Genomic DNA, 26397 nt, shown 5'->3' with positions numbered 1-26397 from the left:
GCAAAACATGAGTGCACGTCGCGTTGCCATCGTCTCGGCAGCCTACACCCCGAAACCGGGCAGCAGCCGGGTCCGCCAGACCTTCAAGGAAATGATCGTGGAGTCAGCCTACAAGGCCATCCGCGACGCCAAGATGCACCCGCGCGAAATTCAGGGCGTGGCATACGGTTACCATGGGGAAGGCATCTCCGAATATGGCGGCCTTGGCCCCACTATTTCCGATGCGCTGGGCATCAGCCCGGCTCCCACCTTCATCACCAGCTCCAACTGTACCAGCAGCTCGGTGTCGTTCCAGATGGGCCATCAGATGGTCGCCTCGGGCGAGTACGACATCGTGCTGTGCGGCGGCTTCGAAAAGATGACCGACCACTTCAACTACGCGGAATACATTGGCTCCAGCACCGAGTGCGAGTATGACTACTTTCTGGGCATCTCCCACACGGATGCCTTCGCCCTGGCCACATCTGAGTATTTCCACAAGTACGGCTACGCCGGCCGAGAAGCCGATGCGCTGGCCCACTTCGGACGCCAAATGCGCATCTACGCGCAGAACACCCCCAGCGCCACCCGCTACGGCCAGGCCATCCCGTCGCTGGAAGCCCTGAAAGCAAGCGAGGCCCACGGCTCCATGCTGGCCTGGGGCGAGGCCAGCGGTTGCGCCATCCTGGTAGCGGAGCACCTGGCGCACAAGTACACCGACAAGCCGGTGTTCATCAAGGGCTGCGCCTACACCGGCGTGTCCCACTACTTCGGCACCCGTTATCACAACCCGACGCTGCAATACCCGGGCCTGCCGCAGGATGTCGGCATGGCGCTGTCCGCCAACTCCATCGCCTGCGCAGAGATGGCCTACAAGAAGGCCGGCATTACCGCCAAGGACATCGACGTGGCCCAGGTATACGACCTTCTGGGAGCGGGCCTAATCCAGATGGAATCGATGGGCATTTGCCAGCCCGGTCAAGCCGGCCACTTCGTAATGGAGGGTGGCATCGCGCTTGATGGCCAAGTTCCGCTCAATACCGACGGCGGCAATATCGGCCGCGGCCACGCATCCGGCTGCGACGGCATCCTGCATATCACCGAACTATTCCGCCAGCTCAGGGGGGAAGCCGACAACCAGGTGAAAAACGCGCGCATCGCCGTGTCGCAAAATCTGGGCGGATACGCCGCACACAACTCGGTCATTGTCCTGACCAACGAATAAGGAGCGCCACCATGTCCCTGTATCCCGAACATATCCATCGCATGACCACCGCCAGCATGCTGCGCGAATGGCGCGAACATGGCGGCAAGTACCGGCTGGAAGGCAGCCGCTGCCAGGAGTGCGAAGCTATCTTCTTCCCGCGCCGCAGCGTGTGCGGTGCCTGCAACTCGCTGAAGATTGAGCCTTACGGCTGCAAGCGCCACGGCACCATCGTGGCCCTGTCCAGAGCGGAAAACCCGATCCTGGCAGGCATGGGTTATGGCGAAGCGGTGCCGCGCCACATGGTGATGCTGCGGCTGGACGACGGCATCGGCATCGCGTCCGAGGTGGTCGACATCCTTGATCCGGCCAAGCTCAAAATCGGCGCCCGCGTCAAGATGGTGATCCGCAAGCACGTCCGTGAAAGCAATCTGGCTTGGCAATACGCCTACAAATTCGTACTGGAAGACTGAGGCTGCCGCGCCCAGCCTGGCTGGGCGCCCGGCAGCGCGCACCGAAGATTACTTTTGAACCGCCCCCAATCAAACCAAACAACCGAGGCCTAAACCATGTCCACACTCTGCCAACCCAACGTTCTGTTCCCGCAATACAAAATCACCCAGGAACAAATGATCGAGCACCTGGAAAACCTGCACGGCGACCACCCGCGTATGTCGTTGGCCAAGCGCATGATCCAGAACACCGAGGTCAACTCGCGCCATCTGGTTCTGCCGATCGACGAACTGTCGGTGCACACCGGCTTCACCCACCGCAGCATCGTCTATGAACGCGAAGCCCGCGCCATGTCCTCCACTGCCGCGCGCCAGGCCATCAGCAACGCCAATCTAAAGCCCAGCGACATCCGCATGGTGATCGTAACATCGTGCACCGGCTTCATGATGCCTTCGCTCACCGCCCACCTGATCAATGATCTGGAACTGCCGGCGTCAACGGTGCAACTGCCCATCGCCCAACTGGGTTGCGTGGCCGGCGCCGCCGCCATCAACCGCGCCCACGACTTCGCCTCGCTCAATAACCGCAACCATGTGCTGATCGTATCGCTGGAATTCTCCTCGCTGTGCTACCAGCCGGACGATACCAAGCTGCACGCCTTCATCTCGGCCGCGTTGTTCGGCGATGCGGTATCTGCGTGCGTGCTGCGCGCCAACGACGAAGCTCCAGGCTTCAACATCAAATCTACCAAGTCTTTCTTCCTGCCCAAGAGCGAGCACTTCATCCGCTACGACGTCAAGGACACCGGCTTCCACTTCACGCTGGACAAAGCGGTGATGAATTCGATCAAGGATGTGGCCCCGGTAATGGAAAAACTTAATCAGGACACCTACAGCCAGCAGTGCGCTGAAAACGACTTTTTCATCTTCCACACCGGCGGCCGCAAGATTCTGGACGAGTTGGTGAACAAGCTGTCATTGCCGGCGGACAAGGTTGCCCCCTCCCGCCACAGCCTGTCGGAAGCCGGCAACATTGCCAGCGTAGTCGTATTCGACGTGCTGCGCCGCCGCTTCGAGTCCAAACCCAAGACCGGCTCGGTTGGACTGCTGGCGGCCTTCGGCCCCGGCTTCACGGCGGAAATGGCCGTTGGTCAGTGGGCGGCCTGAAACCGCCCAGACAGGAGACGCGGCGGCCGGCGTTTCGCCTAAGCCGCCAGTCCCGTCCCTGCCCTTGCCGCACATCGTCCGCCCTGTCAACGCGCCGCGCTGCCTTGCCCAACAGACGTAGCAACGCATCAGGAAAATTTGATGAACCAAGCAAGCCTGACCAGCCCCCGCGCCGGTCGTCACGAAAAGAACATGGTGGTGCTGCTATCGCTGGGCTTTGGCCTGATCGGACTGGACCGTTTCATCATTCTGCCCCTGTTTCCGGCGATCATGCGCGATCTGGGGATGAACTACCAGGATCTTGGCAATTTATCCGCAGCCCTGGCCATGGCCTGGGGTTTCGCCGCCCTAGGCATCGGCGGCCTGGTCGACAAATTGGGACGCAAGAACGTTCTGGTCGGCTCCCTGCTGCTGGTCTCGGCGCTGTCCGGCTTATCCGCGCTGGCGGCCGGGCTGGTCACCCTGCTGCTGCTGCGTGCGCTGATGGGCATATGCGAAGGCATGTTCACCCCTACCGGCATCACCGTCACCATCGAGGTGTCCCACCCCAGCCGCCGCGGCTTCAATCTTGGCATACAGCAGGCCTTGTTCCCCATCCTGGGGTTGGCGCTGGGGCCTCTGATCGCCGCCTCGCTGCTGGAAACCCTGCACTCTTGGCGCGGCGTATTCGCCATTGTCGCCTTACCCGGCTTCCTGCTGGCCTGGCTGATCGCCCGACACTACACCCCGGTCGCAGGCCGCGCTCGTCCGCATCGCCGCGCCGGCACATTCAGCACCTGGCTGCTGGCGCTGCGACATGGCAATATCCGGCTCAACATCCTTATCATGTTCTGCATCCTCAGCTGCCAATTCGTGCTGTGCGCCATGCTGCCCAATTACCTGACCGACCATCTCCGGCTTTCAACCATGGCCATGGCCTTTGTCATTTCGGCCATCGGGGTAGGCGGTTGCGTAGGACAACTGATCATCCCGGGACTGTCAGACCTCTATGGACGCAAACCCGTCGTCATGCTGTCCTTCGCCGCCAGCGCCGCTCTCGTCGCCATTCTTTCGATGGCTCCGCCCCAGCCCTGGCTGCTGTTCTGCCTGCTGTTCGGCATCTCCTTCTTCAATTGCAGCCTGACCTGTCTGGCAGTCGGCCCGCTCACCAGCGAATCGGTTCCGCCCGCCCTGCTGCCGGCGGCCACCGGAATCGTCGTAGGACTGGGCGAGATACTGGGCGGCGGCGCATCGCCAGCGCTGGCGGGCTTCGTCGCCACACATTACGGCCTGCCCGCCATCCTGCGCGTCGCGCTGGGCGGCAGCGTCGGCGGCCTGGCGCTATCGTGCTTGCTGAAAAGCCCGGAGATCATCCCCCCTTCCAGCCTGCCCATTTCAGACGAAATCATGCCGGACGAGCGTTTTTCGCTGGAGGAAGCCTGAACCGAAGCAAATGTTGACAGTCGCCTGCCAGCGGCATATTCTGACACTCACGCGCCGATTTGACACAGCTTGCGGGCGCGATACAAATGCCAGCTAAAGCGTATACGGTGAACCCGCTTGCGCTCCTGATGTAAAGTGGCCAGCGGGTTTTTTCATGGCTGAAACACATCGCCGGCATCGTACCGCTCTCCCCCGCAAGCCGTCGCGAATCGACGCGGCATGCCACGCCACCCGGCCGGCATGCAGGCGCCGCGTTAATGACAACTTGCAGGGCGCCAAAAAATCCTGCTAAAGCGTCGCCGGCGGACTCAAGCCCGGCACGCACAGCGCGACCGAACTTGGGAGAGCCAAACATGTACGACTGCCTGCAAGACAGCTATGCCGATTTTTCTTTTGCGACTTACGATGCCGTGGGAAGACCTCGCCCTCTCTGTGGCAGCCTGAGCGCCACACCGCTGCCGTCCAGCGACGACAGCGCCCTGCACGACCTTGCCGCTTTCGCCCGCGACCAGGGCTACCGTTTCGACCACTGCGCGCAGCAGCTCATCGTTCACGACATCAGCCTGGCCGACGCGCTGGCCGTCAACACCCGCTTTGGCCAGACCCTGATCATCAGCTGCGACCTGCGCCGCGACCCTCCGGTGCGCTTCTGAGCCGTCCGCACGCAGACAGTAAGCGGCCCCGCCGGTTATAATCGGCGGTTTCCGCATCAAAGCCAGCAGGTCCGCATGCTGTTCGAACTCAACCATGCTTCGCGCGCGGATGTCGTGCGCGAAGCGCGCCAGATCGCCCGCCTCGCTCTGCCGATGATGGTGGCGCAGATCGCCCAGGTCGCCACCGGTTTTGTCGATACGGTGATGGCCGGCCGCGTCAGCACCGACGATCTGGCCGCCGTCTCCCTGGGCGCCAGCGTCTTCATCACCGTCTACGTCACCCTGATGGGGATGGTCGCCGCGCTCAACCCCATCCTGTCCCACCACCTGGGATCGGGCAGGCTGCGCGAGTTCGGCCATGACGCCGCCCAGGGGCTGTGGTTCGGCTTGCTGCTAGGCACATTGGGCGCGCTGCTGATGCTGTGCCTGGAACCGGCGCTGCGCCATTGGCTGCACCTGCCGCCTCAGGTCACCGACAAAGTGATGCTGTTCATCACCGGCGCCGCCATCGGCATGCCGGCGGCGATGGCGCACCGCGCGCTGCACGCCTATGCGTCCAGCCTGGGCCATCCCAAGGCCATCATGGTGGTCAGCCTGCTGGCGCTGGCGCTCAACATCCCGCTCAACTACATCCTGATCCACGGCCTGTTCGGCCTGCCCAAACTGGGGGGCGCCGGCTGCGGCTGGGCCACCGGCATCGTGTTCTGGTTCAACTGCCTGACGCTGCTGGCCTATGTCAGCTGGCACCGCAAGTTTGGCCAGACCCGCATTCTGGCCGGCCTAGCCGCGCCCGACTGGCAACGCTTCGGCGCCTTCTTCAAGCTGGGCCTGCCTATCGGCCTGTCCTTCTTCGTCGAAGTGAGCCTGTTTTCCTTCATCGCGCTGTTGATCGCCGAGCTGGGCACCGTGGTGGTCGCCACCCACCAATCGGTGCTCAACTTCTCCAGCATCATCTATATGTTGCCGCAGAGCGTGGCCACCGCGCTGTCGGTGCGCGTCGGCCACCATGCCGGCGCCGCCGACTACCAGGCCGCCCGCTTCACCTCCGGCGTCGGCCTGATGATGGGCCTGTGCATGGCCGGCGCCGCGATGCTGCTGGTGCTGCTGCTGCGAGAACCCATCATGCGCATGTACAGCCCCGATCCGCGGGTGGTCGCCATGGGCACCTCGCTGTTGCTGTTCGCCGCCGTATACCAGTTGACCGACGCCGCCCAGACCATCGCCTCCGGCGCGCTGCGCGGCTACAAGCTGACCACCATTCCAATGCTGATACACATCGCATCGTTCTGGGTGGTGGGGCTGGGACTGGGCATCATGCTGGGGCTGACCGACTGGATCGTGCCGCACATGGGGGTGTACGGTTTCTGGACCGCGCTGGTGATCAGCCTGTCGGTGGCCGCCCTGCTTCTCACCCGTTATCTGGCCCGCGCCAGCCGCAAGCGGCTGCGCCGCGACCAAGGAATCCTGCTATGAGCCTGCAGTTCTGCGCCGATCACGATCTGCGCCCCCTCAACACCTTCGGCATGGCGGCGCGCGCCGCCCATTTCTGCCGGCTGGACAATCTAGCCGACCTGCCCGACCTGCTGACCCACCCGCTCTATCTGCAAGGCCCGGTGCTGTGGCTGGGCGGCGGCAGCAACCTGCTGCTGACCCGCGACTACCCCGGCCTGGTGGCGAAGGTGGGACTTGCCGGCATTCGTCTACTGGAGGAGGACGGCGACGATGTCGTCGTCGAAGCCGCCGCCGGCGAAAACTGGCACGACTTCGTGCTGCACGCGCTGGAACAGGGCTGGTACGGCCTGGAAAACCTCAGCCTGATACCCGGCACCGTAGGCGCCTGCCCGGTGCAGAACATCGGCGCCTACGGCGTGGAGGTGAAGGACCATCTGCAGGAAGTGGTGTGCGCCCGGCTCGACCATGGCGGCGAAGCGCTGGTCCTCAGCAACGCCGATTGCCGTTTTGGCTACCGCGACAGCGTGTTCAAGCATGAGGCCGCCGGCAAGCTGCTGGTCACCGCAGTGCGCTTCCGCCTGTCGCGCCGCGCCAGCCTGCGTACCGGCTACGGCGATATCCAGCAGCAACTCGAACGGCAGGGCGTCAGCGAACCGACGCCGCAAGACGTCAGTCGCGCCGTCATCGCCATCCGCCGGAGCAAACTGCCGGACCCGGCCGCGCTGGGCAACGCCGGCAGTTTCTTCAAGAACCCGGTGGTGTCCCGGGCGCGGGCCGAGGCACTGTTGGCCGCCCATCCCAAACTGCCCCACTATCCGACCGCCGATGGCCAGGTGAAGCTGGCCGCTGGTTGGCTGATAGACCAATGCGGACTGAAGGGCTACCGCAACGGCGACGCCGGCGTGCACCAGAAACAGGCGCTGGTGCTGGTCAACTACGGCCAGGCGCGCGGCGAAGAAATCCACGCGCTGGCGCGCCAGGTGCAGGATGCCGTGGCGCAGCGCTTCGGCGTGAGGCTGGAACCGGAGCCGCTGATACTCTGAGCGGCCGGAAACTCTTCGCCGCCGCCCCGCTCCATTGATAACAGGCAGTACATCCCGTGAACGCGCATGATGGAGAGCAACACGCAATGATCAAGAAGCCGAGTGTTTTGGTGTTTGACCTGGGCGGAGTGCTGGTCGACTGGAACGGCATAGACCCGCTGATCCGGCTGAGCGACGGCCGGCTGAGCCGCGAAGAGGCCAGGCTGTTCTGGATGAATTTCCATTGGACCGAGCAATTGGACCTCGGCCTGTGCTCCCCGCTGGAATTCAGCGCGGCGATGGCCGACGAGCTGCAACTCAAGCTCTCCGCGGAAGAAATGCAGGCGCAGCTGCGCAGCTGGAACCATGGCGCCTTCCCCGGAGCGCGCGCCATGCTGGAAACGCTGTCCGGCCGTTTCAAAATAGCGGCGCTCAGCAATACCAACAGCCTGCACTGGCGGCAGATCAGCGAGGAATTCCATCTGCTGGACGTCTTCGACCAGACCTTCGCCTCGTTCCAGCTGCGGCTGCGCAAGCCGGAACCGGCCATCTACCGCCACGTGCAGAACGCGCTGGCGGTGCCCGCGGCTGAGATCGCCTTCTTCGACGACAATATCGAATGCGTGGAAGCCGCCCGCGCCGAAGGCTGGCAGGCCTTCCACACCGTGGGCCTCGACAAGCTGCGCGCCACGCTGCGCGAACAGGGCTGGCTATAGCGCCACAGGCGGGACCAACGCCCCGCCTTGCCCGGAAACCGGCTCAGCCGACCACGCCGCCGGCGCGCAGAAACAGATACAACACCGCCAGCAAGCCGATCAGCCAGGCCAGCGAACGCAACGACGCCTGGTCCGCCACATACAGCAGGCCATGCGCCACCCGCGCCAGCGCGAACACCGCGGCCGCCGCGTTCATTTCGGGCAGCGGCACCTTCATCAGCCAGGCCGCCACCACCGCGGCCAGATAAGTGGGCAACGCCTCCCAGGCGTTCTGCTGCGCCCAGCCGGCGCGCAAGCGGTAACCGCTAGCCCGCGCCGCCTCCTCGCGCGGCTTGTGGTTGTCGTACTTCACTCCCGCCTTGGACACCCCGGCCCAGATCAACGGCAACACGGCCACCAACAACAGACTCCATAGCACGAACGGCATCGCAACTCTCCTCAACGATTGCCCGGCTTGTCGCCGAGATAATAGCCATCGTCGAACGTGGCCACCCACTGCGGCTTGTACACGATCAATACCGCCAGCAAGAGCCCGGTAGTGAAGGCCTCGGACCACGACAGCAGAAAATAGTAAGGCAAGGCATCGTCCAGCAACGCCTCCCACGGATACGCCCCGGCCATGGCCAGCGCCAGCATGCCGCACAAAGCGGCGGCGAACAGGCTGGCGCCGCCTGCCAGAAAACCGTTGACGAACACATACACGAAGAAATGCGCCGGCAGGAAGCGGCGGGCCAGCGCCAGCATCCCGGTCGTCACCGCCACCGCCGGCAGCGCCGTCAACAGCCAATTGACTCCCAGCGCCAGCCACTCCGCCTGCCCTCCCGCCGCCAGCGCCAGCTGCACCATGGCCAACGCCAGCAAAGCCAGCCATGGCCCCATCAATAGAGCAAACAAGGCGGCGCCCAACAGGTGGAACGACAAGCCGGGCTGCAATCCTCCCCGCAGCAGCCACAGCGCCAGATCGAGCACGCAGGCGCCCATCCAAGCATTGAGCGCGCTGGCGTCGAGCTTGCGCCAGGACACCTTGCAGGCCGCCAGGGCGAGGAGCGCCACGGCCAGGGCGCCGGCCAGCCAAGACAACCATGCGCCAAACTGCAGTGCGGATAGATCCATGACATGAAACTTGCAAATCAGACTGCCATCAGCATAACAGAGCCGCCGGACCAACAGGCGCGCTTCGTCATGGCAAAGCCCTCACTTTTGCCGCGCGCCCCGGTACAATATGCTTTTGGATGGAGACCCATATGCCCGCCCTACCCGCTCAGCACCTGATTGCCCAGCAAGTTGGCCAAGCCCTGGCCGAAGACATCGGCCAATGCGACTGGACCGCGCGTCTGATCCACGCGGACAAGACCGGCGCGGCGCGGGTGGTCGCGCGCGAAGACGCCGTGATCTGCGGCCAGGCCTGGTTTGACGAATGCTTCCGCCAGGTGGACGCGCGCTGCTCGGTGCAATGGCTGGTCGCCGAGGGCGACAAGGTCGCCGCCGGCAGCGAGCTGTGCCGGATCAGCGGCCCGGCGCGGGCCCTGCTCACCGCCGAGCGCAGCGCGCTCAACTTCCTGCAGCTGCTGTCCGCCGTGGCCAGCGAAACCCGCCGCTACGTGGACGCCGCCGCCGGCAGCCGCGCTCGCATCCTCGACACCCGCAAAACCCTTCCCGGCCTGCGCCTGGCGCAGAAATACGCGGTGAAGGTGGGCGGCGGCGACAACCAGCGCATCGGCCTGTTCGACGGCATCCTGATCAAGGAAAACCATGTCATGGCCGCCGGCGGCGTGGCGGCGGCGCTGCGACAGGCGCAGCAAGACCTGCCGCCCGGCGTGACGCTGCAGATCGAGGTGGAAACGCTGGAGCAACTGGCCGAAGCGCTGGAGCACGGCGCAACGCTGGTGCTGCTGGACAATATGTCGCTGGAGCAGATGCGCGCAGCGGTGGCGCTCGGCGCCGGCCGCGCCCAGCTGGAAGCCTCCGGCGGCGTAGATATGGACAGCGTGCGCGCCATCGCCGCCACCGGCGTCGACCGTATCTCGGTCGGCAAGCTGACCAAGGACATCCGCGCCGTCGATCTGTCCATGCGCTTCACCCTGTAAGCGACTACGCAGTGGCGGCGTTAGCTGTCATACTAATGGCATGCCGATCACAAGCCAAGCATACGCCCGCCTCTGCCTATGGACATGACGCCCAGCAAATTCAGCTCGCGCTCCGCCCGCCATGCCAAATGGGGCGCAGCGCTATTCCTGCTGGTCACCATAGGACTAGTACTGGTGGATCTGGCCGTCAGCTACCGCCAAGTGGAGAGCGAGGCCGGCCACCAGGCCAGCGGATTGAGCCAGCTGCTGGCCGAACGGCTGAGCTCGGGCATCCATGAAGCCGGGCTGATCCTGCAAAGCAGCAACCAGATGCCGGAAGTCCAGCGCCTGCTGCGCAACGGCAACCTTAGCCCCGAGTCGCAACAGAACCTGCAACAGAAGCTGCAGCAGCAGCTGCAACTGGCGCCCTATCTCAGCCAGATAGAAATCGTCGACACCGCCTGCCAGACCACATTCAGCAGCAGCAGCAACCGCAGCGGCGCGCCCCACGCCCGCCACAACGAGTTCTGCCGCTGGCTGCATCGCATCGACCCGCAAGAAAACAATTACACCGCGGTGATGCACAGCCCCACTGAAGGCGGCATCATTCTGGCCAACAAACTGCATGACGCCGACGGCAACCTGATAGGCATGGCCACCGGCCTGATCAACCACAATTTCTTCCAGGACGAAGTCAGCCGACTGACCGTCGGCGAGCACGGCGAAATCCTGGTGCTGGATCAGCGCCAACTCACCGTGGCGCGCTGGCCGCAGGTAGCCGGCCACGACCCGCAAAGCTACCGTCCGCTGCAAGCGCACATCATCTTGTCGCACGACGCCAACCAGACGCTGTTCAGCGCGCCCTCCAGCTTCGACGGCTCGATGCGCTTGTACAGCGTGCGCCAGACCGGCAATTATCCGTTCCAGGTGGCGGTGGGCATTTCGCGGCAGGACTTCACCCGCTACGTGTGGGACAAGGCCTGGCTGGCCCTGCCCGGCTGGCTGTTCGTCGCGGCGCTGACCCTGCTGGCGCTGCGCAAGCATCTGTCGAACCTGCATCAGCACCAGTTGCTGCTGCGCGGCAATGAGCGCATCCGCAACAGCGAGGAGCAGGCGCGGCTGATACTGGACACCGCGCCGCTGGCGCTGCTGCTGGTCAATCCGCGCACCAGCCGCATCCAGCACGCCAATGCGCCGGCGCGGGAGTTACTGCGCCTGCCGCCCAGAACGCCGGAAGAAGCGGCGAGCCACGAACTGAATCTGCCGCTGAAACTGCAGCCGGTGGAGCAATGGCTGGCGGAGGACGAGGACGTGATGCAGCGCGAGGTGGAACTGGAGTTGGAGGACCAGAGCCGGCTGTGGGCCATCGTCTCGCTGCAGAAGCTGAGCCGGGACAGCTTCCCGTCCTCGCTGATCGCGCTGTACGACATCTCCGGCCGCAAGCTGCTGGAGCAGCAGCTGCATCAAAGCAATCTGCAGCTGGCCGAGATGGCGGTGACCGACCCGCTAACCCGCCTGTACAACCGCCGCCACGCCGACATGGTGCTGCGCGACGAGATCAGCCGCTGCGAACGCTATGGCCAGACCATGGCGATAGCGGTGTTCGATATCGACCACTTCAAGAAATTCAACGACCAATACGGCCACCAGGCCGGCGACGACGTGCTGGTGGCTGTGGCCAACGCGCTGCGCGACACCACCCGCAACACCGACATCAACGCCCGCATCGGCGGCGAGGAATTCATGGTGATCTTCCCCTACACCCGGCTGCGCGACGCGCACAAGGTGATGAGCAGAATGCAGATGGCCCTGACCCACACCACCTTCCCCTTCGTCGAGCAGCGCATCACCTTCAGCGGCGGCGTCACCGACTGGCGTCCCGGCGACACGCCAGCGCTGATGGCGTCGCGCGCCGACAAGCTGCTGTACGAGGCCAAGCTGGCGGGCCGCAACATCATATTGTGCGACCAGGAAACGCCTTGAGCGGTGGGCGCTAGGTGCCGCCCTCCTCAGCCAGCGCGTCGGCCAGCATCCACATCATGGCGGCGGTTGCGCCCCAGATGGTGTAGCGCCGCCATTCGAAAGACAGGTAGCGGCCGGCCACGCCGTCGCGCACATAGTCGTGGCCGCTATAGGCCGCTCGATCCAGCAGCAGACGCAGCGGAACCTCGAACACCTCGGCCACCTCGTCCGGCGCCGGGGACAGCGCCAACGGCGGCATCAGCAACCCCACCACCGGGGTCACCACGTAGCCGGTCACCGTCGCATAGTCGGGCAGACAACCCAGCACCCGCACGCTGCCGGCATCCAGCCCAGTCTCCTCCTGCGCCTCGCGCAAGGCGGCAGCCAGCGCCGAAGCGTCGCTGCTCTCCACCTTGCCGCCCGGAAAGCTGATCTGGCCGGGATGGCTGGACAAGTGCTCGGTGCGGCGGGTAAACAACACCGTCGCGCCGTCGTCATGCCACACCAGCGGCAGCAGCACCGCCGCCGGCCGCAGATCCGGCCCCGCCTGCCGGCGAGGCAGATCCGCCACCTTGCCGGTAAAATCGTACCTCTCAAGCCGCCGGGCAATCAGCGCGGCGGCGGCGTTTGCCTCCATCGACCACATATCCTTATCCTTTTACCGCCCGCTCCCGCCCATCCTAGGCAAGGTCAATTCGTGGCGATGCGCCAACAGGCGCAACGCCAGCCCAAGCCAGAACAGCACCTGCAAGGACAATGCGCCCACCCAGCCCAACCGGTCGGCGAGAAACAACCCGCCCGCCATCAAAATGGACACCGTGCCGTAGAAGTCCCGATGCAGGATGAAAGGCACATCGTTGACCATCATGTCGCGCACCACCCCGCCACCCACCGCGGTGACAAAACCCAACGAAACCACGCCGAAGGCGTTCAGACCCGACAACAGGCCCACCTGGGCGCCGGCCAAGCTGAAAGCCACCAGGCCCAGCGAGTCGGCGACGATGAACAGGCGCTCTAGCGTGCGGCTCTTGCGTTTGTGCAGGCTGGACAGCCAGGCCGCCAGCAGGGCGAAGACGATGATGATCAGATTGGTGTAATCGTAGAACACCAGCGGCACCCGCCCCACCAGGAGATCGCGGATCACGCCGCCGCCGATGGCGGTGACCAGGGCGATGATGCAGATGCCCAGCAGATCCAGCCGCTTGCGGAAGCCGACCAGATATCCGGAAAAGGCGAAAGCCGCGGTGCCTATCGCGGAAAACCACTCCATCTGGAAAATCCGGCCAGTCCATTCCATGACTCAATGTACCAAAAAAAATGCCAGACCGGCATGGTCTGGCATTGCTTTTGATTATCTATTCTCAGCGGCGCATCGAGTCGAAGAAGGCCTGGTTGGACTTGGTGGCCTTGATCTTGTCCTGCAGGAACTCCATCGCCTCCAGATCGTCCATCGGGTACAGCAGCTTGCGCAGCACCCAGATCCGCTGCAGCTGGTCCTGCGGGATCAGCAGCTCTTCGCGGCGGGTGCCGGAGCGGTTGATGTTCATCGCCGGGAAGATGCGTTTTTCCGCCATCTTGCGGTCCAGATGGATTTCGCAGTTGCCGGTGCCCTTGAACTCTTCGTAGATCACGTCGTCCATGCGGCTGCCGGTGTCGATCAGCGCGGTGGCGATGATGGTCAGGCTGCCGCCTTCCTCCACGTTGCGGGCGGCGCCGAAGAAGCGCTTCGGGCGCTGCAGCGCGTTGGCGTCCACGCCGCCGGTCAGCACCTTGCCGGAAGCCGGCACCACGGTGTTGTAGGCGCGAGCCAGACGGGTGACCGAGTCCAGCAGGATCACCACGTCCTTCTTGTGCTCGACCAGGCGCTTGGCCTTCTCGATCACCATCTCGGCTACCTGCACGTGGCGGGTCGCCGGCTCGTCGAAGGTGGAAGACACCACTTCGCCGCGCACCGAGCGCTGCATTTCGGTCACTTCTTCCGGACGCTCGTCGATCAGCAGCACAATCAGCACCGCGTCGGGGTGATTGGCGGTGATGGCGTGGGCGATATGCTGCAGCATCACGGTCTTGCCGGACTTCGGCGGCGCCACCAGCAAGGCGCGCTGGCCGCGGCCGATCGGCGCGATCAGATCGATGATGCGGCCGGTGATGTTTTCCTCGGCGCGGATATCGCGTTCAAGCTTGAATTGTTCGGTGGGGAAAAGCGGGGTGAGGTTTTCAAACAGGATCTTGTGTTTGGAATTCTCGGGCGCCTCGCCGTTTACCTTGTCCACCTTGACCAGCGCGAAGTATCGCTCGCCATCCTTCGGGGTGCGGATTTCGCCCTCGATGGAATCGCCGGTGTGCAGGTTGAAACGGCGAATCTGCGAAGGGCTGACATAGATGTCGTCCGGCCCCGCCAGATACGAAGTATCCGGACTGCGCAGAAAGCCAAAGCCGTCCGGCAACACTTCCAGCGTACCCTCGCCGAAGATGCTCTCGCCTTTCTTGGCCTGGTTTTTCAAAAGCGCGAAAATCAGATCCTGCTTGCGCAGCCGACTGGCCCCGTCTATCTCGTTGGAAATTGCCATTTCAACGAGTTCGGAAACGTGAAGATGTTTGAGATCAGATAAGTGCATAGCGGTCGTGAGGTCGACTCGGTAACAATTAGGCGGAACGCTAATTTGAGGGTGTGGAAGTGGGAACGAAACGGGCGGCTTTTTATGCCACCCGTCTTGAAGATTGTGCGTGGAGAATAGACGCTTTAGATGTTGCTGTCAACGAAGGCTGTCAGCTGGCTCTTGGTGAGCGCGCCTACCTTGGTGGACACGACCTGGCCGTCCTTGAAGATCATCAGGGTGGGGATGCCGCGGATGCCGAATTTCGGCGGCGTCTGCTGATTCTGGTCGATGTCGAGCTTGGCCACTTTCAGACGGCCTTCGTACAGCTTGGAGACTTCGTCCAGGATCGGGGCGATCATCTTGCACGGGCCGCACCACTCAGCCCAGTAGTCAACCAGCACCGGCAGATCGGATTGCAGAACTTCCTGTTCGAAAGAGTTATCGCTTACATGGTGGATGAGATCGCTCATGATTTCCTCGCTTATGGATTCAAGCCTGCTTAATTCCCGATGGTAACAAGCGGCAGCGCCTCCGGCAACCGGATAGGCCAAGATTGGCATCCCCGCGCCCGAAGGGGTTTTCAGCCGGCCATCGGGGCCGGCCGCGCCGCGGCCCCAATCGACATGCGCGGAAAATCGCCATCATTCGGTATAATGCCCCACTGTTTACATGAGAAGGACTCCAAATGGGCTTTCTGCAAGGCAAAAAAATTCTGATCACCGGCATGATCTCCAATCGCTCCATCGCCTACGGCATTGCCCAAGCCTGTCACCGGCAAGGCGCCGAACTGGCGTTCACCTATGTGGTGGACAAGCTGGAGGATCGTGTGCGTGAAATGGCGGCCGACTTCGGCTCCAAGCTGGTATTCCGCTGCGATGTGCAGAACGACGACGAGATCAACCAGTTGTTCGTCAACCTGGCCAAGGAATGGGACGGCCTGGACGGCCTGGTGCATTCGATCGGCTTCGCGCCGCGCGAAGCGCTGGAAGGAGACTTTCTGGATTCGCTCAGCCGCGAAGCTTTCCAGATCGCCCACGATGTATCGTCCTACAGCTTCCCGGCGCTGGCCAAGGCCGCGCGACCGATGATGCAGGGCCGCAAAGCCTCGCTGCTCACCCTGTCCTACTTGGGCGCGGTGCGGGCCATCCCCAACTACAACGTGATGGGCCTGGCCAAGGCCAGCCTGGAGGCGTCGGTGCGTTTCATGGCCGCCAGCCTGGGCAAGGAAGGCATCCGCGTCAACGGCATCTCCGCCGGCCCTATCAAGACCCTGGCCGCTTCCGGCATCTCCGGCTTCTCGAAGCTGCTGAACATGGCGTCGAGCCAGGCCTGTCTGCGCCGCAACGTGACCACCGAAGAGGTGGGCAACGCCGCGGCCTTCATGCTGTCCGACCTGTCGTCCGGCATCACCGGCGAAATCACCTACGTCGACGCCGGCTACAGCGTCAACGCGCTGAACGTGCCGGAATAATTTGTCCAGCGGCGGATTTGCGCCCGGCTTCCACTGCCGGCAGACCGTATTCCCGATCAAAAGCCCCGGACGCCTCCGGGGCTTTTTGGTTTGCGCCGGGAGCTTTCGGCTCGGACTTGCCGTCTGGCCGAGGGCGTGTCAAACGTCTGTCAAATCCGCAGGTCCCGATTCGCAGGTTTCCAGAAATATCCGGACTTGCTTCTCCGCCTCATCGCGAGTGAGGCCATAGCGCATCTGCACCAGGCTGATCAGTCCATGGAAATCGCTTTTGGCGCTGGCGGGCACAATCTCCTTGGATATCGGATGAGGACTGGCATCGGCTTGGATTCCCTCAACGGAATTGACCATGGTGATGACTCCCCGAACACGGCGACGCCCCAAAAGCTGTCGCACCGTGAAAGAGTGAATCCCCGTCGGCGCAGAGTATGTACGCCATCGCACCCATAAAGAATAAAACCTGCAAATTCATATGGCAGCCGTGTTTCGCCATGGCGGAAACGATGGATTGGCTCGACAGTTAATTTCTGGCCTCCAACTCGCGAATTTCGCTGATATTGGTAAAGGTTATTACAATGCCGTCTATCACATTTTCCTGGGTGCGGTAAGGCATGATTCGCGCGCGGTACCATTGGCCATCCGTTGCGCGGATCAGCTTGTCCTGGAAGGCCAGCGTACAAATCACCGCCTGGGCATCCTGGCTCAGCCCGGGATAATCAAGGCTATTGGCAATATCCGACAACGGCCGGCCAATATCGCTTTGGATCAGCTTGAACAGCGTGGTGACATGTGAGGTAAAGCGCCTGATCTTCAGCTCGCCATCGAGGAAAATGGTTGCAATTTCGGTGCTGTTCAACAAATTCATCAGGTCGTTTCTGGCCTCGGACAAATCTTCCATTTTGGACTGCAGTTCGGCATTCACCGTCTGCAGCTCTTCATTCATCGATTGCATTTCTTCTTTCGAGGTCGTCAGCTCCTCATTGGTCGATTGCAGCTCCTCGTTCATCGATTGCAATTCCTCATTGGCCGACTTCAACTCCTCCATCGAGCAACGCATCTCCTCATCCATTGACTGCAATGCTTCGCGAGCCTGCAAAAGATCCCGTTCCAGTTGCTGATGCTCATCTCGGGAAACGGTTGCGCTCCTTCTTCTTTTCGACTTGTTCTGCACAACATCGTGGAACACGATCAACACTTGGCCGCGCAGCGTTTCCGGCGCCTGGATCGCATGCACGGTCACATCCACCACCTTGCTGCTATTGCCTTCTTCAATCGTAATGCCTTTGACCTGAAGGGGCAGCGGACTCTGCAAGGCTCTTTTCACCACTCCGGTCAAGGCTTCCCGCAAGCCTGGCCGGGCCATTGCGTGGATATTGATATTGACCTTCCCTGCCGCCGGCTCCAGGTAGGAGCCGGTGCGGCCGCTGATGTACATGATGTCTCCGTCAGGATTGACCAGAACAGCCGCCGGCGCATAATTCTGCTGGATCAGTTGATCTATCTGCGGACCTATGCTTTCAGCCTCAGAAGTTTCCTTGGAGGGCGTAGGCGTGGCATTCATATTGTTTTTCTCCAACGATTTGCTCGGGAATGTCAATTCCGACGAGGACAGCATTTGATCTAGACGCAGAAATAATCGACACTTGCTTTTTATCGGAGAGAAGAGCTGGGATAGCTGCCCGGGAGACTCTGCATTGCCAAGCATCAGGATCCCGTCCGGATTCAAGGCATAATGAAACAGCAACAGCAGTCTTTTCTGCAGTTTTGCGTCGAAATATATCAAAAGGTTTCTGCAAGACAGAATATCCAGCTTGGTGAATGGTGGATCCGAAATGACATTTTGCGTGGCGAATACGATGCAGTCGCGAATTTCCTTCTTTATCCGATATCCATCATCTTCCTCTATGAAGTATCGCTCCAGATACTCCAAAGGAATATCGCTTTTTATTTTCTTGCTGAAAAACCCTTTTCTGGCTCGGTGAATGGCGTCGGGATCCAGATCGGTCGCATACACTTGCAGTGAAAACTCCGCATCCGAATCGAGCAGCCTTGCCGCCTCTTTGAAAGAAATGACCAGAGAATAGGCCTCTTCGCCGCTTGAGCAACCCGCCACCCAGGCGCGCAGCTTCCTCCCCTCGGGATAGCGGGAGAAAAATGCGGGGAAAGCATCGTCGTGCAAGCACTTCCAGATTTCAGGATCGCGGAAAAAATTGGTTACCCCTATCAGCAATTCCTTGTAAAGCAGGGCAAGCTCTTGAGGATTGGCATTCAGATAGCGCGCATAATCGGCAATGTCATCCATTTTATGCAGGGCAATCCGTCTTTCAATTCGTCTTGTCAGGGTATTGATCTTGTAAAGCGAAAAATCGGCATGGCAGTGTTCATGCAGCAGCGCGATGATCTTGCGAAAGTATTCCTGATTGTCCAGCACGATGCCTAATGGGTATTCAGTCTTGTTCATTGAATATTTCAGCCAATGAATGAGCAGCGCCGGCAGTTGCTCCGGCGGAGCGATGATCTGCACGGCTCCGGTGGCGATGGCCGAAAGCGGCATGCTGTCGAACCCGGCAGTGGCAGGCTCCTGGGCAAGGCACAAGCCGCCTTTCTTGCGAATGGAGAACAATCCCTGAGTGCCATCGCCTCCCATGCCGGAAAGAACAATGCCAACTGCCTGTTCCCGCAGCGCTTCCGACAGCGTCTGAAAGAAATAGTCGATGGGCAGCCGCAGTCCCACGCTCTGCTCGGCGCTCAGACTCAAACGGCCGTTCGCCACGGAAACGTTTTGCCGCGGCGGCGCAACGTAAACATGGTCGGGCAGGATTTGCAAATTGTCCGCCGCCTCCAGCACAAGCATCGGGGTGTTGTGTTGCAGGATATCCGCCAGCATGCTGATATGCGTCGGCGTGGGGGCCAGATGCTGGACAACGATGAATGCCAGCCCGCTCTTTTCCGGAACGTGGGCCAGGAATTTCTTCAGCGCCTCCAGTCCTCCGGCAGAGCATCCGATGCCGACAATCGGGAAACCAATCGAACCCAAACCCGCACTCGGCTCCGGGGTGGACTGTGGCGATACTACCTGCGGAATGGAACTCATCGATCCACCATCATCAATACTATGTACCTGTTATTGTTCAATCGAGTGGCTAAGCATCTCGGCTTCGGCATGCTTGATCTTGTCGTAATCGGTCAAGATCAGGCGCAAGGCCACGCCGGTTCCGACCAAGTACTTTCTTTCGCAGTCCACATGCACCATCCGCGGAGACGGCCGCGGTGAGTTCAGTGCCAGGATGATGCTTTTCCCTGCATGCTCCTTGGCATAGAGCGCGCTTTCGAAAAACAGCAGCCAGCGCTTTTGATCAGCGCCTGATATCAGACGGTTGACCGACATGCCAATGAGATTGATCTTGTCGGCGCCAAGAATATCGCAGGCTGGCTTGTTGATCTCGGTGATTATCCCTTTCGAGTCTGTCGAAATGAAACCGGCGGCAGCGGCTTCGTAAAGATCGGCATACTGGTCACGCATGAATTCCACCAATGCGTTGTTGTTTTGCAGTTCGATGATCTGCGCCTCCAATTCGATCTTATGAACCAGAAGCTCATGCATCAGGAACCCAGCGGGCTCGGCAGTGGAACTCTCAGAAAACAAACCCGCTACCATCGCTTCGGCATTTTCCCGCTGCAATGTCCGTTTTTTCATCCAGCTCGATGAATTGCTCATTGAATGGATATGCCTTTGAAAATCATGCATGAATGAGAGCCAGCCAAATCCGTCTGGAGATGGACGTGAACATGTTGCCCGGTGGTCGAGGAAATGCGGCGGCCGTTGAAAACATGCGCTACAGGAGGCCTGCCCAGCATGGACCATGCGGGGATTTGGCTACCCCGGCCCTGAAGGATGGTGTGTTTGTAGCTCGCTTTACAATTATAAGCCAGCCCTGCATAGATATCATACCTGCAAGTCTTGAGGTATGATAGATCGGATCAATGGACGCGCGGGCTCAAGCGCGTCAAGCCACCCGAGCGGGTGCGGCGGGCGACGCGTTGGCCGGCGAATGGCGGGGCATCTCCCCAACATTGCCGGCGCCACGCCGCGCAGGCCGGAATCGCACCGCGTCAGGCCAGGTTTCGTAGCGTCCGCTCACGCTCCCATTGCCGGGTTTTGGCCTGCTCGACAAAGGCGGCGACATTGTCGGCCGCGACAACCCCGGCATCGGGCTGGATACCCGCCCTCTGTAATAACAGCAAACCGCCGCCATCGACCGCCAACGCTTTCAGATGGGCGAAAGCGTCGCGCGCAAAGTCGATGGCGGCCGCTTCGCAAGACAGCCGCTCCGCGGCGTCCTCCGCCAGCACGAGCGCCACCGCGTCGAAAAACGCCGACGGCATGCCGGCCAGCGGGCCATCAATCCTCAGCAAGGAGCCATCGGACAATCTGATTTCGCCGATCCTGGCCGCCACCACCCTGACTTCGGCTCCGGACTCGCTCGCCGCCAGGCGCAGCGCTTCGATCGTCCGGCCATCGCTTCCGTCCGCCGCCAAGATTCCGACCCGCCTCCCCTCAAGGCTGTCCTTCATCTTGCCTATGGTCTGCAAGGCCGGCGACGGCGGGTAGTCGCGCACCGGCTCGGTAGCATGGGGCAGCATCGGCAACACCACGAAGCCCAGGCCGCTGGCCACCCGCCGCGCCAGTTCCTCATCGATATGGCGCAAATGGCCCACTACCGCCTGCCGCACATGCGCGTGCCCGACCTTGGACAGTTCAAACACCAGCGCAGAGGCGATGTGGGCCTGCTCGTAGCACATCTGGCTGCGATAGAACTGGCGGGCCTGGCTATAGTGATCGGCAAAGCTGCCAGCGCGGATCCGCCCTTTGTCGCCGCTCTCGCTGACCTCCGCGGTCTGGAATCCCCTGGAGAACGACTCACGCGCCGAGTCGCCTTCCAACGTGCTGGGCTCATACGCCACCCTGCCGCGCGGCACCGACGCCTGCATGCGGCCGTCGCGCTGTTGATTGGCAAACGGGCACTGCGGCGCATTGACCGGAATCTGATGGAAATTGACCGAGCCCAGCCGCGACAATTGGGTATCCAGATAGGAGAACAGCCTGCCCTGCAGCAGGGGATCGTTGGAGAAGTCGATTCCCGGCACCAGATGCGATGGACAGAAGGCGATCTGCTCGGTTTCCGCGAAGAAATTGTCGGGCCAGCGGTCCAGCACCAGGCGGCCGACCGGCTGCAGCGGAACCAGCTCCTCGGGAATCAATTTGGTGGCGTCGAGGTGGTCGAAGGGAAACTGGTCGGCCTCCTCCTGGCTAAACAACTGCACCGAAAACTCCCACTCCGGGAAATGGCCGGCGGAGATCGCCTCGAACAGATCGCGGCGATGGAAGTCGGGGTCGGCGCCGGCGATCTTGCAGGCCTCGTCCCAGGTTGTCGATTGCAAGCCGAGTTTGGGCCGCCAATGGAACTTGACGAAGGTGGACTGGCCGGCGGCGTTGATCAGCCTGAAGCTGTGGATGCCGAAGCCTTCCATCATGCGCAGCGAGCGCGGCAATGTGCGGTCCGACATGATCCACATCACCATATGCATGGCCTCCGGCGTCAGGGAAATGAAGTCCCAGAAGGTGTCATGCGCGGTGGCCGCCTGCGGGAAACCGCGATCCGGCTCCATTTTGACGGCGTGGATGAGGTCGGGGAACTTGATCGCGTCCTGAATGAAGAAAACGGGAATATTATTGCCAACCAGATCCCAGTTGCCTTGCCGGGTATAGAACTTGATGGCGAAGCCGCGCACATCGCGGGGAGTGTCGGCGGAGCCGGAGCCGCCGGCCACGGTGGACATGCGGGCGAACAGCGGCGTCCTCTCCCCCACCTCGGTCAGGATCTTTGCCGTGGTATAGGGCTTGAGCGAATGGCTCAGCTCGAAATAGCCATGGGCGCCGGAACCCCGCGCGTGCACGATGCGCTCCGGGATGCGCTCATGGTCGAAATGGCTGATCTTCTCGCGCAGGATGAAGTCCTCCAATAGCGAGGGACCGCGCAGATTGGCGCGCAGCGAGTTCTGATTGTCGGAAACCGGCAGCCCCTGATTGGTCTTCAGCACCGGATGCGCCCTTTGCGCATATTGATGCAGTTCGCCGCCATCGCCCTGGTATCCGTCCGGCGAGACCTCCGCCGAGGGTATCTGTTTGCTCATATTCGCTCACCTGATCGCTGCCGGTTGAATCGCGGCCTGCCCGCTGCCTGCATCGGCCTGACCAGGGAAACGCGCGCAAACCGATCAATCTGCCCGCCAGCCGGTGCGTATCTTTGCCTGATTTGGAGCGGGAGGCTCCGTTTACGTGTCCGGCGGCATGTTCAGTCGTACCCGCCGCCGCTGTCGCCATCGATAGCCTGGCTTGCGCCAGGCGACGGTTTCTGCTTGGATTCGAGACCCATCTGCTCCACGTTCAACACCCAACGCTTACGCGCCGCATCGAACATGAAGGCGCGCCATGGCGCGTTGAACAGCGTCTCGCCAATATCCGGATTGCCTATCGACAGCACCGCATGCGCGACGCGGCCGCTTTGCCTGTCCAGCATGATCTCCTTGATCACGCCCACGAGTTCGTTCTGCTGGCTGTAGATATCGCTGCCGATCAGCGCATCGGCGCCCACCAGCTCGGGCGCGGTCACGGCGCCGGACTTGCCCCTTGGCCGGCATATGCCATAAACATCCCGCTCCGTGTAGTCCATGTCTGCCTCCTTGCTGCCGCCGCCTCGCCAATGCCGCCTTCGGCGTCAAGACCACGCTAACCAGGCCAGGCATCTGGCGTCTGTGCGGTAGCGCGCTTTGCCGTAGTGAAACACCCTTCCTGCGCGTTTGAGTGCGACAACGTACAGACCCTAGACGACGACCGCCGCTAAAACGGCACATGCCGACACTGGGGCGCAGCCGGCACGCATGCACCGCCCCCTCCACCACAAGAAGGAAGATCATGAACCACATCACCACCACAGATGGCGTCCGCCTGCATGTCAAAACCTGGGGCGAAGGGCGGCCCGTGATCATGGCGCATGGCTGGCCGCTGTCCGCGGACAGCTTTGACGACCTGGCCATGGCCATCGCCGATGCCGGCATGCGCGCGATCTTTTACGACCGCCGCGGCTTCGGTCGCTCGGACCAGCCCTGGAGCGGATACGACTACGACACCCTCGCCGACGACTTGGCGGCGGTGGTAGAACAAATGTCCGCGCAGGACGCCGCATTGCTGGGCTTCTCGATGGGCGGCGGTGAGGTGGCCCGCTACCTGGCGCGCCATGGCGACCGGCGGATTACGCAGGCAGTGCTGATTTCCTCCATCCTGCCCTTCCTGCTGAAAACCGACGATAACCCCCATGGCGTCGAACAATATGTGTTCGATCAGATGTCCGCCGATATCGAGGCCGACCGCACCCAATTCTGGAGCGGCTTCTTCAAGGATTTCTTCGGCATCGGCCTGGTGTCCCACCTGGTAAGCAGGGAACTGATCGACTGGTGCCGCAGTATGGCGATGCAGGCCGGCCTACGGCCCGCCCTCGCCTGCATCCAGGCCTTTTCCAGCACCGACTTCCGCCGCGACCTGGCCGACTTCACCATGCCGACGCTGATCATCCACGGCAACGCCGACAAGATCGTTCCCTTCGACAAGAGCAGCCGCCGGACCGCCAACGAGATCGCCCAGGCCACCTTGATCGAATACGACAATGCGCCGCACGGGGTGCTCTTCAGCCACAAGGACAGGCTGATCAAAGATGTCGTCGGCTTTCTGCGCGAAGGCCCCAAACGGACATGCCAGGCCGAGGCATAGCCGCCTCGCGCGCAAGGCCCGGAAAGGGGACGCGGACGCATCTCGCAAAAACGCAAAAACGCAGCCGTCAACGATAGCCGCATGCCTCGACTCCCACCCTTCGCAAGAAGCCTGGCCGCAACAGGCCGACCGGCGCACCGGAGATCATCATGACCACGCTGATTGAACAGCAGGCCGCCACCGGACAAGGCGGCGTCCACAGCAGCGCCAGCGGGCATCCGCTGAGCGCCAGTTGCAGAATCGCGGCGATTTACCCCGGCAGGGAAGAAGCGGACGACATCCGCCGGCAGCTGATCGCCGACGGGATTGCCGCCAGCCAGGTCGATATCGTGCATTCTCCGCCGCCGGCAGGCGTCGCCGGCCCCGACCATCAGGCCATCAGAAGCATGCTGGCCGCTCATGTCGGCGACACGATGCTGGGAAGCGGCGCAGGCATCGCCGGCACCATCGTGCTGTGGGCGCCGGACCTCGCTCTGTTCGTCACCAGCCAGGCAGTGGCCCCGCTCGCGGCGCTGGGTTGGTTCTCCAGCCTGGGCGGTCTGCTGAGAGCCGTCACCGGAGCCGAGAGCAACGCCCCGCTGAATGGCCCGCAGCGCGCGCAGGGCCGGTTTTCCGAATTGATGATGGATGCCGTGCGGACAGGCGACGCGGTGCTGATCGTGCAAACCCGGGGCATCGCCGAAAGAGAGTGGGTCAAAAAACGGATTGGCGAGTCGCTGTCCGCTTCCGCTCCGGCGGCTGGCGAATCCGCGGCGCGAAACCCGCCGCGATAAGGAATATGGAGGCCGCGCTCAGCCTCAGGCAACCGGCCCGAACAAGCCGCCCGCGCCTGCGGTCAAGACCATCGCCAGCGCGCCCCAGAACGTGACGCGCATGGCGCCCGTCCAAACATCCGCGCCGCCAAACCAGGCGGCCAGGCCGCCCAGCAGAGCCAGAAACAACAACGATGCCCCTGCGACACAGGGCACCAGGCTTGCCGAAGAAGACCATGCCGCCGCCGCGATGGGCAAGGATGCCCCGACGGTGAAGCTGGCCGCCGAGGCCAGCGCGGCCTGCAGCGGACGCGCGCTGAACGCCTCCACGATCCCCAGCTCGTCGCGGGCATGCGCGTCCAGCGCGTCATGCGCCATCAATTGCACGGCGACCTGCCGCGCCAACTCCGGATCCAGGCCGCGGCGGACGTAGATCGCCGCCAGCTCATTATGTTCGGCCTCTTCGTTCGCCTTCAGCTCTTTCCGTTCCACTTCCAGTTCGGCCTGCTCGATATCCGCCTGCGAATGCACCGATACGTATTCGCCGGTGGCCATCGACATCGCCCCGGCCACCAGACCGGCCGCTCCGGCGATCAATACATTGCCGTGGCTGCCATTCGCGGCGGCGACTCCGACAATCAGGCTGGAAATGGAAACGATGCCGTCATTGGCGCCCAACACTGCGGCGCGCAGCCAGCCTATCCGGCTGGTGCGGTGCCGCTCCCGGTGGCCTTGCAGCATGCTCTGCCTCCTGTGCGAGTAGCCTGCCGACGATTGCCGGCATCGCCACAGCCTCATGATAGCCGTTGCCGGCAGCGGCCAGATTGCCGCGGCGCGAAATCCGGTGTATCACTAAACCCGCCCCCCAAACCACCCGACAAGACTCCATACATGCCCGACGACCACCAGCTTGCCGCCGACATCGCCGCCCGGGCGGCCACGCTGCTGAACCTGCTGCGGCAAGGAAACACCGCCGGCGACCAGGCGCTGGGCGCGCTGGCCGACGCCAAGTCCGACGCGCTGATATCGCACCTGCTGCGCGAGGCCCGGCCCGACGACGGCCTGCTGTCGGAAGAGTCGGCGCCGGACAATCGCAGGCTGGACCAGCGGCGGGTCTGGATCATCGATCCGCTGGACGGCACCCGCGAATACAGCGAACAGGACCGCGACCGCAGCGATTGGGCGGTGCATGTGGCGCTGACCGAAGACGGCCGGCCGACGGCCTGCGCCGTGGCGCTACCCGCCCTGGGGCTACTGTTCTCCACCGCGGCTGCGGCGCTGGCGGATGCACCGCCGGAACCAGTCAGGATTCTGGTCAGCCGCAGCCGGCCGCCGGCCATTGCCGGGCGCGTAGCTCAGATACTGGATGCGGAACTGATTCCCATGGGCTCGGCCGGCGCCAAGGCGATGGCCGTGCTGCGCGGCGAGGCCCACGCCTATCTGCACAGCGGCGGGCAATACGAATGGGACTCCTGCGCGCCGGTCGGCGTGGCGCTGGCCGCCGGCCTGCACGCCTCGCGCCTGGACGGCGGCCCCTGCCGCTACAACCAGGCCGACCCGTTCATGCCGGACCTGCTGATCTGCCGGCGCGAGCTGGCGCCGACGCTGCTGTCGGCCATCGCCCAGGCCTTGCGCGAATCGCTCGAACCATGAG

The 26397-nt window shown here is 62.5% G+C and carries 26 protein-coding genes; 14 read left to right on the top strand and 12 right to left on the bottom strand.

Annotated elements, in window-relative coordinates:
• Nucleotides 1–7 precede the first annotated feature (7 nt).
• The 8 genes from BI347_RS13505 (at nt 8) to BI347_RS13470 (ending at nt 8067) form a co-directional block, all read left to right on the top strand.
• A complete protein-coding gene (locus BI347_RS13505; RefSeq protein WP_071116083.1) occupies nt 8–1204 on the top strand; it encodes a thiolase family protein in 1197 nt (398 codons plus the stop codon).
• A gap of 11 nt (nt 1205–1215) precedes the next feature.
• Complete coding sequence (locus BI347_RS13500) at nt 1216–1656, top strand: Zn-ribbon domain-containing OB-fold protein (RefSeq protein ID WP_071113606.1); 441 nt, start codon at nt 1216–1218, stop codon at nt 1654–1656.
• A gap of 96 nt (nt 1657–1752) precedes the next feature.
• Nucleotides 1753–2802, top strand: a complete 1050-nt coding sequence (locus BI347_RS13495; protein ID WP_071116082.1) for a type III polyketide synthase — start codon at nt 1753–1755, stop codon at nt 2800–2802.
• 141 nt (nt 2803–2943) lie between these two features.
• Nucleotides 2944–4224 carry an MFS transporter gene (locus BI347_RS13490; protein ID WP_071116081.1) on the top strand — a complete coding sequence of 427 codons (1281 nt, stop codon included), beginning with the start codon at nt 2944–2946 and terminating at the stop codon, nt 4222–4224.
• Nucleotides 4225–4577: 353 nt separating this feature from the next.
• Nucleotides 4578–4877, top strand: a complete 300-nt coding sequence (locus tag BI347_RS13485) for a hypothetical protein (RefSeq protein ID WP_071113603.1) — start codon at nt 4578–4580, stop codon at nt 4875–4877.
• A 75-nt stretch (nt 4878–4952) separates the two neighbouring features.
• Entirely contained in the window at nt 4953–6350 is a 1398-nt protein-coding gene (locus tag BI347_RS13480; RefSeq protein WP_071113602.1) for an MATE family efflux transporter, read from the top strand.
• Nucleotides 6347–7372: a UDP-N-acetylmuramate dehydrogenase gene (gene murB, locus BI347_RS13475; protein WP_071113601.1), complete on the top strand. Its 1026-nt coding sequence runs from the start codon at nt 6347–6349 to the stop codon at nt 7370–7372. The genes BI347_RS13480 and murB overlap by 4 nt, the downstream gene beginning before the upstream one ends.
• Nucleotides 7373–7458: 86 nt before the next feature.
• Nucleotides 7459–8067: an HAD family hydrolase gene (locus BI347_RS13470; protein ID WP_071116080.1), complete on the top strand. Its 609-nt coding sequence runs from the start codon at nt 7459–7461 to the stop codon at nt 8065–8067.
• A 43-nt stretch (nt 8068–8110) separates the two neighbouring features.
• On the opposite strand, the gene BI347_RS13465 is transcribed toward BI347_RS13470, so the two are convergent.
• Together BI347_RS13465 and BI347_RS13460 are read right to left on the bottom strand one after the other, a co-directional pair.
• Entirely contained in the window at nt 8111–8494 is a 384-nt protein-coding gene (locus BI347_RS13465; protein WP_071116079.1) for an MAPEG family protein, read from the bottom strand.
• Between the two features lie 11 nt (nt 8495–8505).
• A complete protein-coding gene (locus BI347_RS13460) occupies nt 8506–9180 on the bottom strand; it encodes an energy-coupling factor ABC transporter permease (RefSeq protein WP_071112180.1) in 675 nt (224 codons plus the stop codon).
• Between the two features lie 131 nt (nt 9181–9311).
• Between BI347_RS13460 and nadC the strand changes: the two genes are divergently transcribed.
• The gene (gene nadC, locus BI347_RS13455) at nt 9312–10154 is read left to right on the top strand and encodes a carboxylating nicotinate-nucleotide diphosphorylase (protein WP_071116078.1); all 843 of its coding nucleotides are present in this window, start codon (nt 9312–9314) and stop codon (nt 10152–10154) included.
• Nucleotides 10155–10238: 84 nt separating this feature from the next.
• Nucleotides 10239–12116, top strand: a complete 1878-nt coding sequence (locus BI347_RS13450; RefSeq protein WP_158020790.1) for a sensor domain-containing diguanylate cyclase — start codon at nt 10239–10241, stop codon at nt 12114–12116.
• 10 nt (nt 12117–12126) lie between these two features.
• Here BI347_RS13450 and BI347_RS13445 read toward each other — a convergent pair whose 3' ends face one another.
• The 4 genes from BI347_RS13445 to trxA form a co-directional block, all read right to left on the bottom strand.
• Complete coding sequence (locus BI347_RS13445) at nt 12127–12732, bottom strand: CoA pyrophosphatase (RefSeq protein ID WP_239690881.1); 606 nt, start codon at nt 12730–12732, stop codon at nt 12127–12129.
• Between the two features lie 21 nt (nt 12733–12753).
• Nucleotides 12754–13365: a trimeric intracellular cation channel family protein gene (locus BI347_RS13440; protein WP_095210791.1), complete on the bottom strand. Its 612-nt coding sequence runs from the start codon at nt 13363–13365 to the stop codon at nt 12754–12756.
• A gap of 91 nt (nt 13366–13456) precedes the next feature.
• The gene (gene rho / locus BI347_RS13435; RefSeq protein WP_043574056.1) at nt 13457–14713 is read right to left on the bottom strand and encodes a transcription termination factor Rho; all 1257 of its coding nucleotides are present in this window, start codon (nt 14711–14713) and stop codon (nt 13457–13459) included.
• Nucleotides 14714–14838: 125 nt separating this feature from the next.
• A complete protein-coding gene (gene trxA / locus BI347_RS13430) occupies nt 14839–15165 on the bottom strand; it encodes a thioredoxin TrxA (RefSeq protein WP_071112302.1) in 327 nt (108 codons plus the stop codon).
• Between the two features lie 215 nt (nt 15166–15380).
• Here trxA and fabI point away from each other — a divergent pair, with 215 nt between their 5' ends.
• On the top strand, nt 15381–16166 hold the full coding sequence (gene fabI, locus BI347_RS13425) for an enoyl-ACP reductase FabI (protein ID WP_071112301.1): 786 nt from the start codon (nt 15381–15383) through the stop codon (nt 16164–16166).
• A 138-nt stretch (nt 16167–16304) separates the two neighbouring features.
• Here fabI and BI347_RS13420 read toward each other — a convergent pair whose 3' ends face one another.
• The 5 genes from BI347_RS13420 to BI347_RS13400 form a co-directional block, all read right to left on the bottom strand.
• Entirely contained in the window at nt 16305–16514 is a 210-nt protein-coding gene (locus BI347_RS13420; RefSeq protein ID WP_071112300.1) for a hypothetical protein, read from the bottom strand.
• A 169-nt stretch (nt 16515–16683) separates the two neighbouring features.
• A complete protein-coding gene (locus BI347_RS13415; protein ID WP_071112299.1) occupies nt 16684–19257 on the bottom strand; it encodes a chemotaxis protein CheB in 2574 nt (857 codons plus the stop codon).
• Between the two features lie 30 nt (nt 19258–19287).
• The gene (locus BI347_RS22720) at nt 19288–19911 is read right to left on the bottom strand and encodes a PAS domain S-box protein (protein WP_158020789.1); all 624 of its coding nucleotides are present in this window, start codon (nt 19909–19911) and stop codon (nt 19288–19290) included.
• A gap of 365 nt (nt 19912–20276) precedes the next feature.
• Nucleotides 20277–22358 carry a catalase gene (locus BI347_RS13405; RefSeq protein WP_071116075.1) on the bottom strand — a complete coding sequence of 694 codons (2082 nt, stop codon included), beginning with the start codon at nt 22356–22358 and terminating at the stop codon, nt 20277–20279.
• A gap of 161 nt (nt 22359–22519) precedes the next feature.
• The gene (locus BI347_RS13400; protein ID WP_071112296.1) at nt 22520–22897 is read right to left on the bottom strand and encodes a PRC-barrel domain-containing protein; all 378 of its coding nucleotides are present in this window, start codon (nt 22895–22897) and stop codon (nt 22520–22522) included.
• Nucleotides 22898–23139: 242 nt separating this feature from the next.
• Between BI347_RS13400 and BI347_RS13395 the strand changes: the two genes are divergently transcribed.
• Entirely contained in the window at nt 23140–23991 is an 852-nt protein-coding gene (locus tag BI347_RS13395) for an alpha/beta fold hydrolase (RefSeq protein WP_071116074.1), read from the top strand.
• A 149-nt stretch (nt 23992–24140) separates the two neighbouring features.
• The gene (locus BI347_RS13390; RefSeq protein WP_071112294.1) at nt 24141–24764 is read left to right on the top strand and encodes a hypothetical protein; all 624 of its coding nucleotides are present in this window, start codon (nt 24141–24143) and stop codon (nt 24762–24764) included.
• A gap of 24 nt (nt 24765–24788) precedes the next feature.
• On the opposite strand, the gene BI347_RS13385 is transcribed toward BI347_RS13390, so the two are convergent.
• The gene (locus BI347_RS13385; protein WP_071116073.1) at nt 24789–25484 is read right to left on the bottom strand and encodes a VIT1/CCC1 transporter family protein; all 696 of its coding nucleotides are present in this window, start codon (nt 25482–25484) and stop codon (nt 24789–24791) included.
• 150 nt (nt 25485–25634) lie between these two features.
• On the opposite strand from BI347_RS13385, the gene BI347_RS13380 reads away from it, so the two are divergent.
• Nucleotides 25635–26396 (top strand): 3'(2'),5'-bisphosphate nucleotidase CysQ, encoded by a 762-nt coding sequence (locus BI347_RS13380; RefSeq protein ID WP_071112292.1) that lies wholly within the window; start codon nt 25635–25637, stop codon nt 26394–26396.
• The last annotated feature ends 1 nt before the right edge of the window (nt 26397 follow it).

The sequence above is a fragment of the Chromobacterium sphagni genome, from assembly GCF_001855575.1.
GTDB lineage: Bacteria > Pseudomonadota > Gammaproteobacteria > Burkholderiales > Chromobacteriaceae > Chromobacterium > Chromobacterium sphagni.
Note: the sequence above shows the minus strand (reverse complement) of the source record. Positions and strands in the feature narration are given on the sequence as shown.